The 12,266-nt window shown below is 61.4% G+C and carries 14 protein-coding genes; 10 read left to right on the plus strand and 4 right to left on the minus strand.

The window, feature by feature from the left end; translation table 11 throughout:
* Positions 1–154: 154 nt before the first annotated feature.
* Positions 155–1,549 (plus strand): argininosuccinate lyase, encoded by a 1,395-nt coding sequence (gene argH / locus JTY93_RS26410; protein ID WP_205476546.1) that lies wholly within the window; start codon positions 155–157, stop codon positions 1,547–1,549.
* A 185-nt stretch (positions 1,550–1,734) separates the two neighbouring features.
* Here the strand turns inward: argH and JTY93_RS26415 are convergent, their stop codons facing one another.
* Positions 1,735–2,394 (minus strand): glutathione S-transferase family protein, encoded by a 660-nt coding sequence (locus JTY93_RS26415; protein WP_205476545.1) that lies wholly within the window; start codon positions 2,392–2,394, stop codon positions 1,735–1,737.
* A gap of 126 nt (positions 2,395–2,520) precedes the next feature.
* Here JTY93_RS26415 and JTY93_RS26420 point away from each other — a divergent pair, with 126 nt between their 5' ends.
* The 3 genes from JTY93_RS26420 to JTY93_RS26430 all read left to right on the plus strand — a co-directional run bounded on the left by JTY93_RS26420 (position 2,521) and on the right by JTY93_RS26430 (position 6,218).
* A complete protein-coding gene (locus tag JTY93_RS26420) occupies positions 2,521–2,805 on the plus strand; it encodes a hypothetical protein (protein ID WP_032856903.1) in 285 nt (94 codons plus the stop codon).
* Between the two features lie 149 nt (positions 2,806–2,954).
* Entirely contained in the window at positions 2,955–3,209 is a 255-nt protein-coding gene (locus tag JTY93_RS26425) for a TIGR02647 family protein (RefSeq protein WP_205476544.1), read from the plus strand.
* Positions 3,210–3,377: 168 nt separating this feature from the next.
* Positions 3,378–6,218 (plus strand): class I adenylate cyclase, encoded by a 2,841-nt coding sequence (locus JTY93_RS26430; protein WP_205476543.1) that lies wholly within the window; start codon positions 3,378–3,380, stop codon positions 6,216–6,218.
* Here the strand turns inward: JTY93_RS26430 and rnk are convergent.
* The 3 genes from rnk to cyaY all read right to left on the minus strand — a co-directional run bounded on the left by rnk (position 6,215) and on the right by cyaY (position 7,323).
* Positions 6,215–6,625 (minus strand): nucleoside diphosphate kinase regulator, encoded by a 411-nt coding sequence (gene rnk / locus JTY93_RS26435; RefSeq protein ID WP_205476542.1) that lies wholly within the window; start codon positions 6,623–6,625, stop codon positions 6,215–6,217. The two genes, JTY93_RS26430 and rnk, sit on opposite strands and share 4 nt — an antisense overlap.
* Positions 6,626–6,769: 144 nt before the next feature.
* The gene (locus tag JTY93_RS26440; RefSeq protein WP_169991170.1) at positions 6,770–6,988 is read right to left on the minus strand and encodes a DUF1289 domain-containing protein; all 219 of its coding nucleotides are present in this window, start codon (positions 6,986–6,988) and stop codon (positions 6,770–6,772) included.
* A 2-nt stretch (positions 6,989–6,990) separates the two neighbouring features.
* Complete coding sequence (gene cyaY, locus JTY93_RS26445) at positions 6,991–7,323, minus strand: iron donor protein CyaY (RefSeq protein ID WP_169991168.1); 333 nt, start codon at positions 7,321–7,323, stop codon at positions 6,991–6,993.
* Between the two features lie 239 nt (positions 7,324–7,562).
* Here cyaY and lptM point away from each other — a divergent pair, with 239 nt between their 5' ends.
* From lptM to JTY93_RS26475, 6 genes are read left to right on the plus strand one after another with little or no spacing between them, the layout of a single operon-like run.
* Complete coding sequence (lptM, locus tag JTY93_RS26450) at positions 7,563–7,724, plus strand: LPS translocon maturation chaperone LptM (protein ID WP_205479367.1); 162 nt, start codon at positions 7,563–7,565, stop codon at positions 7,722–7,724.
* A gap of 9 nt (positions 7,725–7,733) precedes the next feature.
* Complete coding sequence (gene lysA, locus JTY93_RS26455; protein ID WP_205479369.1) at positions 7,734–8,981, plus strand: diaminopimelate decarboxylase; 1,248 nt, start codon at positions 7,734–7,736, stop codon at positions 8,979–8,981.
* A gap of 3 nt (positions 8,982–8,984) precedes the next feature.
* Entirely contained in the window at positions 8,985–9,815 is an 831-nt protein-coding gene (dapF, locus tag JTY93_RS26460) for a diaminopimelate epimerase (protein ID WP_092232087.1), read from the plus strand.
* 13 nt (positions 9,816–9,828) lie between these two features.
* Positions 9,829–10,554 carry a DUF484 family protein gene (locus tag JTY93_RS26465; RefSeq protein WP_169991164.1) on the plus strand — a complete coding sequence of 242 codons (726 nt, stop codon included), beginning with the start codon at positions 9,829–9,831 and terminating at the stop codon, positions 10,552–10,554.
* A 2-nt stretch (positions 10,555–10,556) separates the two neighbouring features.
* Positions 10,557–11,456 carry a tyrosine recombinase XerC gene (gene xerC, locus JTY93_RS26470; RefSeq protein WP_169991162.1) on the plus strand — a complete coding sequence of 300 codons (900 nt, stop codon included), beginning with the start codon at positions 10,557–10,559 and terminating at the stop codon, positions 11,454–11,456.
* Positions 11,453–12,148 (plus strand): HAD family hydrolase, encoded by a 696-nt coding sequence (locus JTY93_RS26475; protein WP_205479371.1) that lies wholly within the window; start codon positions 11,453–11,455, stop codon positions 12,146–12,148. Before xerC ends, JTY93_RS26475 begins: the two co-directional genes overlap by 4 nt.
* Positions 12,149–12,266 lie beyond the last annotated feature (118 nt).

Raw genomic sequence — 12,266 nt, forward strand, 5'->3', positions numbered from 1 at the left:
CAGTCTCATCCCGGACGCGGCCAACGGCAAGGCACTTCGCCATCCATCAAACAAATAAAAATGCCGACACGGCGTATCAACGCCTCCACGGGCAACCCTGTTATTATCGGCGGCACACTTTCATGCCTCTTTTAAGCAGACCACGAGCGAATCCATGAGCACCGACAAGACCAATCAGTCCTGGGGCGGCCGCTTCAGTGAGCCCGTCGACGCCTTCGTCGCGCGCTTCACCGCCTCCGTCAATTTCGACCAGCGCCTCTATCGCCACGACATCATGGGCTCCATCGCCCACGCCACCATGCTGGCCAAGGTCGGCGTGCTGACCGATGCCGAACGCGACAGCATCATCGATGGCCTGACCACCATCCGTGGCGAAATCGAGGCCGGCACCTTCGACTGGCGCGTGGACCTTGAAGATGTGCACATGAATATCGAGGCGCGCCTGACCGACCGCATCGGCGTGACCGGCAAGAAGCTGCACACCGGGCGTAGCCGCAACGACCAGGTGGCCACCGATATCCGCTTGTGGCTGCGTGATGAAATCGACCTGATCCTGGCCGAAATCACCCGCCTGCAAAAAGGCCTGCTGGAACAGGCAGAGCGTGAATCGGACACCATCATGCCCGGCTTCACCCACCTGCAGACCGCGCAGCCCGTGACATTCGGCCACCACCTGTTGGCCTGGTTCGAAATGCTCAGCCGCGACTACGAGCGCCTGGTCGATTGCCGCAAGCGCGCCAATCGCATGCCCCTGGGCAGCGCCGCACTGGCCGGCACCACTTACCCGATTGACCGCGAATACACCGCGCAACTGCTGGGTTTCGACGCCGTGGGCGGCAACTCCCTGGACGGCGTGTCGGATCGTGACTTCGCCATCGAGTTCTGTGCAGCAGCCAGCATTGCGATGATGCACCTGTCGCGTTTCTCCGAGGAGCTGGTGCTATGGACCAGCGCGCAGTTCCAGTTCATCGACCTGCCGGATCGCTTCTGCACCGGCAGTTCGATCATGCCGCAAAAGAAAAACCCCGATGTACCGGAACTGGTGCGCGGTAAAAGTGGCCGTGTATTCGGTGCGCTGATGGGCCTGCTGACCCTGATGAAAGGCCAGCCCTTGGCCTACAACAAGGACAACCAGGAAGACAAGGAACCGCTGTTCGACGCCGCCGACACCCTGCGCGACTCGTTGCGTGCATTTGCCGACATGATCCCGGCGATCAAGCCCAAGCACGCGATCATGCGTGAAGCGGCCCTGCGCGGTTTCTCCACCGCCACTGACCTGGCGGATTATCTGGTGCGCCGTGGCCTGCCGTTCCGCGACTGCCATGAAATCGTCGGGCATGCGGTGAAATACGGCGTGGATACCGGCAAGGACCTGGCGGAAATGAGCCTGGAAGAGCTGCGCCAGTTCAGCGACCAGATCGAGCAGGATGTGTTTGCGGTGCTGACCCTGGAAGGTTCGGTCAATGCCCGTAACCACATCGGCGGCACCGCACCGGCCCAGGTCAAGGCGGCAGTCGCGCGCGGCCAGACGCTGCTCGCTAGCCGCTAAAAGCATCGCAGGCAAGCCAGCTCTCACCTTTGACCGGGGCCTTCAATCCACCTCGGTCAACTGTGGGAGCAGGCTTGTGTGGGAGCTGGCTTGCCTGCGATAGCATCACCTTAGTGTCACTGACACACCGAGGTGCCTGCATCGCGGGCAAGCCCAGCTCCCACACAAGCCCACCCCCAGGTTTATTACTTCTTCGCCGCGATCATCGCCAGGAAGGCCGGCATCGCCGCTTCCTTGTCCGCCGCCACTCGCTGGGCGTTGGGCATGTCTTGCAACTTCTTCAGCAAAGCCTTGGCTTTCGGAAACTCCGCCAGCAGATCCAGGCCAAACAGCTTTCCACCGACCGCGCACGCCAAGTCCACGCTGTACATGAAATACAGATCGGCAAGCGTAAAACTCTCCCCCGCGACATACGGCGCAAACTTACCGTGTCGCCCCAGCGCCGCAATCCCCAACAGCAACTCGGCCCTGGACTTGTCCTTGATCGCCTCTGGCACCGACATGCCAAAGAACGCCTCGGCATAACACGCGCGGGCTGGCAGTTCGATGTACAGCTCGATTTCCCTGCACAACGCCAGCACCTGGGCGCGCTGGAACGCATCACCTGGCAGCAGGGCCGGGCCCGACTGTGTCTGTTCGAGGTATTCGAGAATCACGCTGGTTTCGTTGATGAAGCCTTTCTCGACCTTCAACACCGGCACCTTGCCGCGCGGGCTCACCGCCAGGGCTTCAGCGGTTTGCCCGGCATAAAACGGCACTTCTTCAAAGCTCAGGCCCTTTTCCAGCAGCGCCAGCTTGACCATGTTGTAGTAGTTACTGACCGAAAATCCGTAGAGCTTGAGCATCACAAAGCCTCCAGGCCGTGCAGGGGGTTGGCTGGGTAGGTTATAGAACGTGATGCGCCGCCTGACCAGCAGCATCACCTGGCTGAATGGGGGTAGACTGGCGCCCTTTCCTGACAGGAGGCTGCTATGAGCGAGCCAACCGATATCGATAACGACGAAGAAGAGTTCGCCGAGTCCACCTTGACCCAGGCGATCGAAAACCAGATCGAAAGCGACAACCCGCCGGCAGCCAAGGCTACGTTCAACAAGCTGACCCTGGTGGGTTACGAGCGTGAAGACATCCTGAACCTGATGGCCCACGTGCTGGCCGTGGAAATCGACGCGATGCTGGAAGAAGACCGGCCGTTCAATACCGATTGGTATGAAACGGCGCTGCGCGCACTGCCAGAACTGCCGCCGGAAAACCAGTAGGTCCCTGGAACCGCCATCGTCGGCAAGCCGGCTCCTACAGGAGTGCGGCTTGCCTCCTCTGCGCCCATATCGCACTGGACAGTTCGCTCAAGTGCGTTCACCTTAGGCTCTGCTAGCGTCTGACAATTCCTAGAACGTCTGGAGTCCTTATGTCGTATACCCCTGAGTTGGTTGCCGAACTGGAAATCCTTGCACTTTTCAACCTGGGCAATATCCAGGAAGGTCTGAAAGTCCATCAGACCGCTGCTCCCACTGCCATTGCTGCTGCCAAGCGCCTGTTCGATAAAAAACTGATCGACCAGCCAGATGGTGGCTACCTGACCAGCCTGGGCCGGGATGCTGCAGAGCAAGCGCAAACGTTGCTGACTATTCTGACCACCGCTAACACCAAAGAAGCTGCCTGACACTCCGTATCGCCCACGGGATCCTCTGTTCACGGATTCCGCGGGCTTTCCTGCGCGCGCGATGAAATTCTGACGCCAAAAACAAATTCCCTTTAAACCTCCTACGATTCTGTCTGTAAACTCCTACACGGCTGCCCACGCCGGGCCCTGCGAGCCGTTGAGTTCGACATGACCAGCACCCATGAAATCCGCCCTGACTTGGATGAAGGCATTGACCGCAAGGTACTGGCCCAACTGCGCTCGCGTTTCCTGACCCTCAATGCCGGCCGCATGGCCCGGGCCGTCGAAGGCCTGACGCCACGCCAGCAAAGCGTGCTGGCGCTGCTGCCGCTGTTTTTCCACGTCAATCACCCGCTGCTGCCTGGCTATGTCTCGGGCAGCACTCCGGCCGGGCTGTCGAATTTTGAACCCGATGCCCAGGTCCTGGCCGAAGCCCAGCGCCTGACCCGCTCGTTTTCCTACAAACCACGTCACGGCAACCCGCCAACCCCGATCCACGGTCTGTTCCTGATGGGCAGCCTCGGCACGCTGGCCCAGGCCGACCAGAGCGATATGGACGTATGGGTGTGCCACGCCGACGACCTGGACGAGGCCGAGCTGGGTGAGCTGCGCAAAAAATGCCAACTGCTGGAGGCCTGGGCCCTGAGCATGGGCGCCGAAGCGCATTTTTTCCTGGTCGAACCGAACCGCTTTGCACAAGGCGGTCGCGATACCCAGCTCAGCTCGGATGACTGTGGCACCAGCCAGCACTATCTGTTGCTCGACGAGTTCTACCGCACCGCCATCTGGCTGGCTGGGCGCACGCCGATCTGGTGGCTGGTGCCGGTCTACGAAGAAGCGCGCTACGCCGAATTTACCCACGCGCTGATTTCCAAACGTTTTATCCGCGCCGACGAAACCCTCGACCTCGGGCACCTGGCCCATATCCCGCCGGGAGAATTTATCGGCGCCGGCCTGTGGCAGTTATTCAAGGGTATCGAGTCGCCCTATAAGTCAGTACTCAAGCTATTGCTCACCGAGGTGTATGCCAGCGAACACCCCAAGGTGCAGTGCCTGAGCCTGCGCTTCAAACGCGCGGTGTTCGCCAACCAACTGGATCTGGATGAGCTGGACCCCTATATCGTGGTCTACCGCCGCATCGAGGAGTACCTGCGCGGCCGCAACGAGCCCGAGCGCCTGGAACTGGTGCGGCGCAGCCTGTACTTGAAGGTCAACCGCAAGCTCACCACCGGCCAACGCACCAGCGGTTGGCAGCGCACGTTGCTGGAACGCCTTGCCAATGAATGGGGCTGGGACCAGCGGCAACTGGCCCTGCTCGATAGCCGCAGCCAGTGGAAAGTGCGCCAGGTCGCGTCCGAGCGCCGGGCCCTGGTCAATGAGCTCAATTACAGCTATCGCTTCCTGACCCAATTCGCGCGTACCGAACAGACCGTGAGCCTGATCAACAAGCGCGACCTCAATGTGCTGGGCCGGCGCCTGTACGCCGCGTTTGAGCGCAAGGCCGGCAAAGTCGAATTCATCAACCCCGGGATTGCCCCGGACCTGGCCGAAGACACCCTCACCCTGGTGCACTCGCCCAACCGCAAGGAGCCGGGTCAGTTTCACTGGGGCTTGTACAACGGTAGCCTGACCGCCCTGGAATGGGAGCACTTTGCACCGATCAAACGCAGCCGTGACCTGCTGGAGATGCTCACCTGGTGCCATCGCAACGGCGTGATCGACAGCAGTACCCGCCTGGCCCTGCACCCGGGCAGCAGTGACTTGAGCGAATTCGAGCTGTTCAACCTGCTGGGCAGCCTGCAGCAGACCATCGCCCTGCCCTTGGCGACGGTCGATGAGGAGCATTTGCTGCGCACGGCAATACCCGATGAAGTGCTCTTGCTGATCAACGTTGGGGTCGACCCGCTCAAGCACCATCGCGACCTGAATATCCTGATGACCACCGAGCGCACCGACTCCCTGAGTTATGCCGGCGTCCGGGAAAACCTGGTGCTAACCCTGGACCAGGTGACGCTCAACAGCTGGAACGAGGTGATAGTCAGCCGCTACGACGGCCCCCATGCCCTGCTCGACTGCCTGCGCGACTACCTCAACCAGCTGCCGCGCAACCAACTGCCACGACTGCGGGTGCGGTGTTTCTGCCACAACCGTGCGCAATTCATCGCCAAGCGCGTGGAAGAGATTTTCGATACCGCGCAAAACCTGCAACTGAGCCAGCTAAACCACCGCTACCTGATCCAGGTGCAGCAGCATTATCACGTCATGGAGCTGGCGCCGGGACAAGCCAATCATGTGTCGCTGCCCAACCAGCAGGCGCTGGTGGAATATCTCAGCGAAGAATTGGCCAGCTACAGCCCGCTGCACCTGGACCCCATGGCCCTGGAGGACCACGACCTGGCAGCATTGTTGCCCATGGGCCTGCCCGAATGTGTGCAGGTGTTCTACCGTATCAACGAGGGATCTGCCGAGCTGTACGTACTCGACGAGTTCAACGCCCTCTGGCAGCAGCGCCTGCCGTTTCATGATGAACAGAGCTTGTTGGCGCCTTTGCAGCGCTTCCTGCAATCGATCATCTATCGCCGCGACGCGCTGTCACCGCTGGACCCGCAGCAACCTTCAGGGGCCTTGCAGGTGCTGTATTACCAAGTGTTGCCATCGGCAGGCGGCCGCGCCCGTCGGGTAGAGCCACGACCTGCGCCACAGACGCCGGCCAACAAACCGTTCTACGACGTGCAGGCGATTATCGGCAAGGGTTCGCCAGGCCAGGTAGGGATTACACTGTATTGCAATCAGCGGGAGTTTTCCGAGCTGGAATTTGGCGACCAACTGTTTGCAGTGGTCGCCCAGGAGATCGTTGGGCAGCGTCGGGAAACCGAGCGTTATCGTTGCTACATCACCGACCTGGACCTGTCCGGGCTACTCGGTGATGTTCAAAGCCCAAGCAATCTGTACCTGCGCTACAAGGCCGAGTTGGAGCAGGCGCTCAACCAGGCATTGAACCAAGTTTAGAGGGGAAACGCGCCGCCGTCCTTGGGCTGGCCTTCGACACTCAGCAGCTCAAGCTTGAGGGTCTTGCCGCCGGGAGCTGGCCAATCGATATGCTGGCCAACTTGCAGGCCCAGCAACGCGCTGCCCACTGGGGCCAGGATCGAGATTTTGCCTTCGTCGGCATTCGCGTCCTTGGGGTAGACCAGGGTCAGGTGATAGTCCTTGCCGCTGAGTTGCTCACGGCAATGCACGCTGGAGTTCATGGTGACAACACCAGCAGGCACTTCATCGTGGCCAACGAGGTCTTCGGCGCGGTCAAGTTCGGCTTGCAGGGCGATGACGCCTGGCAATTTGTCGTCCATACGGTCGATCAGTTGCTCAAGACGTTGCACATCGAGACGGGTGAGGATGATGGAAGGTGCAGTCATGATTGCGGCAGACTCCTTTTTTTTCTGCACAAAAAAGCAAAACCCCGCCAGTAAACGGCGGGGTTCTCACGGACCTCGATGACTTGAGGCGTACCCGGACACTACCACAGCACAACAAATAAACAAGATGGGACGGCCCGAAGGTCAGGCGCCAGCCTTGCGTTGCGCGGCCTGGGCGACGATCACGCGGCGCCGCTGATCGTCAGCGGAGCGCCATTCACGGATGTCTTCCACGTGCCGGAAGCAGCCAAGGCAGACTTTTTGCTCATCCAACCGACACAAACTGATACAAGGTGACGGCACAGCTGGGCTGACATTGCTGAACAGCGGCTTGGGCGGGCGGGCGGGCGCAGGCTGGGTCACGATCAGATCTCGTCGAAATCCAGCTCGACGCCGGCTTGTTCCTGGGTAATGCGCGCAAGCATTTCGCTCAACAGTTCGTCGCTGGTGTCGTGCGACCAGCGATTTTCTTCTTCGTCATAGTCGAAGTGAAAACCTCCAGATCGCGCTGCCAGCCACAACTGACGCAGCGGCTCCTGTCGACTGAAAATCAACTGGCTGCCGTTTTCGAATTTGACGGTCAGCACGCCAGCGGAATTCTCCAGATCCACATCCAGGCCACTCTCGTCGAAAATATCCTCCAGCGCTTGCTGGGTTGCATCGACCAGGTCGTGAAAGCGGGCTTCGGTCAAACTCATGGTGGGAACCTCAAAAAGTGTCTACTCACGCTCAAGCGCCGCACGATACGGAGGCGCCATCATGATTGCAAAGAATACCGATTTCACCCCTTCCAGCCGTGCGAAATATCCCAGACCGGTGTGGGCCACTTCACGACAAACTCGGCAAAGCCCCGCCGGACGGGTGCCCCGGCGCATAGGCAAGCTGCCGGGTGGTCGGTATACTCGGGCGCAATTAATGCATATTCAAGGATTTAGCCATGAAGCGCCTGATCTCTTCCCTTGCTGCGCTCGTCGCGGTCGCTTGCCTCGTCAGTGCCTGTGGTCAAAAAGGCCCGCTGTACCTGCCCGATGACAGCAAAGACCCGAATGAACAGGCGCAAACGTCGCAATCCAAAGCGCACAAGCACGACATCAATTAAGGGAACATCATGGACGCTTTTAACTACCGGGACGGCGAGCTGTTCGCGGAAGGCGTGGCGCTGTCCGCGATTGCCGAACGCTTCGGCACCCCGACCTATGTCTACTCCCGTGCCCACATCGAAGCGCAATACCGCTCCTTCACCGACGCCCTCGATGGCGTACCGCACCTGGTTTGCTACGCGGTAAAGGCCAACTCCAACCTGGGTGTGCTCAATGTCCTGGCGCGTCTGGGCGCTGGTTTCGACATCGTGTCCCGTGGCGAGCTGGAACGTGTCCTGGCCGCTGGCGGCCAGGCCGACAAAATCGTGTTCTCCGGTGTCGGCAAGAGCCGCGAAGACATGCGCCGCGCCCTGGAAGTGGGCGTGCATTGCTTCAACATCGAATCCACCGACGAGCTGGAGCGCCTGCAAGTCGTAGCCGCCGAGATGGGCGTGCGTGCGCCGATCTCCCTGCGCGTCAACCCGGATGTCGATGCCGGTACCCACCCGTACATTTCTACCGGTCTCAAAGAGAACAAATTCGGCATCGCCATTGCCGACGCCGAAGACGTGTACATCCGTGCCGCCCAGTTGCCGAACCTGGAAGTGCTGGGCGTGGACTGCCATATCGGCTCGCAACTGACCAGCCTGCCACCGTTCCTCGATGCCCTCGACCGCCTGCTGGCGCTGACCGATCGCCTCGGCGAGTGCGGCATCTACCTGCACCACATCGACCTCGGTGGTGGCGTGGGCGTGCGTTATCGCGATGAAGAGCCACCGCTGATTGCCGACTACATCCAGGCCGTACGCGAGCGCACCGAAGGCCGCGACCTGACGCTGATGTTCGAGCCGGGCCGCTACATCGTCGCCAATGCGGGCGTACTGCTGACCCAGGTCGAGTACCTCAAGCACACCGAATACAAGGATTTCGCCATCGTCGATGCGGCGATGAACGACTTGATCCGCCCGGCGCTGTACCAGGCCTGGATGAACGTCACCGCCGTGACGCCGCGTGACAGCGAAACGCGCGCCTATGACATCGTCGGCCCGATCTGCGAAACCGGCGACTTCCTGGCCAAGGACCGTGAACTGGCCCTGGCAGAAGGCGATCTGCTGGCCGTGCACTCGGCCGGTGCCTATGGGTTTGTCATGAGCTCCAACTACAACACCCGCGGGCGTGCTGCCGAAGTGTTGGTGGACGGTGATCAAGCGTTTGAAGTGCGTCGCCGCGAGACGGTAGCCGAGTTGTTTGCTGGCGAAAGCCTGCTGCCGGAGTAAGCCATGCTGCTGCGTTTTACCAAGATGCACGGCCTGGGCAATGACTTCATGGTCCTTGACCTGGTCAGCCAGCACGCGCACATCCTGCCCAAGCACGCCAAGCTGTGGGGCGACCGGCATACCGGCATCGGCTTCGATCAATTGTTGATCGTCGAGGCGCCGAGCAACCCGGAAGTGGACTTCCGTTACCGGATCTTCAACTCCGACGGTTCCGAAGTGGAGCAATGCGGCAACGGCGCGCGCTGCTTCGCCAGGTTTGTGCTGGACAAGCGCCTGACCGCCAAGCGGCAGATTCGCGTCGAGACCAAAAGCGGCATTATCGAGCTGGATATCCGCAGCGACGGCCAGATCAGCGTCGACATGGGCGCTCCGCGCCTGGTGCCGGCCGATATTCCGTTCCAGGCCGATGCCCAGGCGTTGAGTTATCCGCTGGAGGTCGACGGTACCGTGGTCGAAGTGGCCGCCGTGTCCATGGGCAACCCCCATGCTGTGCTGCGGGTCAACGACATCAACAATGCGCCGGTGCATGAGCTGGGGCCGAAGATCGAACATCACCCGCGCTTTCCGGCACGGGTCAACGTCGGCTTCCTGCAGGTCATCGACCGCTCCCGTGCGCAATTGCGTGTCTGGGAGCGCGGCGCCGGGGAAACCCAGGCTTGCGGCACCGGTGCTTGCGCCGCCGCCGTGGCCGCGATCAGCCAGGGCTGGATGGATTCGCCCCTGTTGATCGACCTGCCCGGCGGACGCCTGTCCATCGAATGGGCAGGCCCAGGCCAACCGGTGAAGATGACCGGCCCGGCATCCCGTGTATACGAAGGACAGGTCCGTCTATGAGAGCGACTCGCCAATGACCGATAAGCCCCAGGCACCCGCCAAGCAGCCCGAAGGATCCCCTTGCGAAAGCCTGGAGGCAGCGGCCGTCGCCGCTTACCTGGAGGCTAACCCGGACTTCTTCGTCGAGCACGACGAACTGCTGCCAGCCTTGCGCATCCCTCACCAACGCGGCGATACCGTGTCGTTGGTGGAGCGGCAGATGAAGATCCTGCGCGAGCGCAACATCGAAATGCGCCATCGGCTCTCGCAGTTGATGGACGTGGCCCGCGACAACGACCGCCTGTTCGACAAAACCCGCCGCCTGATCCTGACATTGCTGGATGCTGGCAGCCTGGAAGACCTGACCATTGCCGTCGAAGACAGCCTGCGCCAGGACTTCCAGGTACCGTTTGTCAGCCTGATCCTGTTCAGCGACAACCCGATGCCGGTTGGTCGCTGGGTCAAGGGCAGCGAGGCGCAAACCGCCATTGGTGGCCTGTTATCGGAAGGCAAGACCATCAGCGGCACGCTGCGCGAGCATGAGCTGGACTTCCTGTTTGGCGAAGACCAGCGCGTGCAGATCGGCTCGACTGCCGTGGTCGCTCTCAGCCATCAGGGCTTGCACGGCGTCCTGGCCATCGCCAGCCGCGATCCGCAGCACTACAAGAGCACCGTCGGCACCCTGTTCTTGACCTACATTGCCGAAGTGCTGAGCCGCAGCCTGCCGCGCTTCACCAGCGCCCTGCGCGCGGTGCGCTAGCCATGGAACGACAACTGGACGCCTACTGCGCTCACCTGCGCAGCGAGCGCCAGGTGTCGCCCCATACGCTGGAGGCTTATCGGCGGGACTTGAACAAGGTCCTGGCCTTCTGCGAGAAACAACAGATCGGCAGCTGGAAGGCCCTCGATATCCAGGGCCTGCGCAGCCTGATTGCCCGCCTGCACCAGCAAGGCCAATCCTCGCGCAGCCTGGCGCGCCTGCTGTCGGCGGTGCGCGGCCTCTATCACTACCTCAACCGCGAAGGCCTGTGCGATCACGACCCGGCCAACGGCCTGGCGCCGCCCAAGGGTGAACGCCGCCTGCCCAAGACCCTGGATGCCGACCGCACCCTGCAATTGCTCGATGGCGCGGTCGAGGATGACTTCCTGGCACACCGCGACCAGGCGATCCTGGAGCTGTTCTACTCTTCGGGCCTGCGCCTGTCGGAGCTGACCAGCCTCAATCTCGAACAGCTGGACCTGGCCGACGGCCTGGTGCAAGTGCACGGCAAAGGCAGCAAGACCCGTGTGCTGCCCATCGGCAAAAAAGCCCGCGACGCCCTGCTGATATGGCTGCCCCTGCGGGCCTTGAGCAATCCGCCGGACGATGCGGTGTTTGTCAGCCAGCAAGGCCGACGCCTCGGGCCACGGGCCATTCAGTTACGGGTCAAGGCCGCCGGCGAGCGGGAACTGGGGCAGAACCTGCATCCGCACATGCTGCGGCACTCCTTTGCCAGCCACTTGCTGGAATCATCACAAGACTTGCGCGCCGTACAGGAACTGCTCGGCCACTCGGATATCAAGACCACCCAGATCTACACCCACCTGGACTTCCAGCATCTGGCGACGGTGTACGACAGCGCCCATCCACGGGCCAAACGCGTTAAAGGCGGCGACTCATGAGCATCAAGCTAATCACCTTCGACCTGGACGATACCCTGTGGGATAACGTCCCCGTCATCATCAGCGCCGAAGCATCGATGCGCCAATGGCTGGCAACCCATGCGCCCAAGGTCGGCGACCTGCCCCTGGAGCATTTCGCCAGCCTGCGCCAGCAGGTGCTGCAGCGTCATCCCGAGCTCAAGCACCGGATCAGCATCCTGCGCCACCGAGTGCTGATGCACGCTTTTGAAGAGGCCGGTTATCCACAACCGCAAGCCACGGAGATGGCCGATGTGTGTTTTGAAGCGTTCATTCACGCCCGGCACCAGCTCACCGTATTCCCGGAAGCCGAGCCAATGCTTCAAGCCCTGCGCCAGCACTTCCTGCTGGGGGTGATCACCAATGGCAACGCGGATGTACAGCGCGTGGGCCTGGCGGATTACTTCCACTTTGCCCTGAGGGCCGAAGATATCGGCATCGCCAAGCCGGATGCGCGCTTGTTTGAGGAAGCGTTGCAGCGTGGCGGGGTGGATGCCAGTGCGGCAGTGCACATCGGCGATCATCCAGGTGATGACATTGCCGGGGCGCAGCAGGCGGGGTTGCGAGCGGTGTGGTTCAACCCGACTGGCAAGGCCTGGACAGGCGATAAGTTGCCGGATGCGCAGATTCGTAGCCTGACTGAGCTGCCCTCACTGCTCCACGGCTGGAAATAACTGTAGGAGCCGGCTTGCCGGCGAAAAACCCGAGAGCACCGCGTGACGTCAGGCCCCCCGCGTTATCGTTGACGATCTTCGCCGGCAAGCCGGCTCCTACAGAAGTCATCACCGCAGG

The organism is Pseudomonas hygromyciniae (genome assembly GCF_016925675.1).
In the GTDB taxonomy this organism is placed as follows: Bacteria; Pseudomonadota; Gammaproteobacteria; order Pseudomonadales; family Pseudomonadaceae; genus Aquipseudomonas; species Aquipseudomonas hygromyciniae.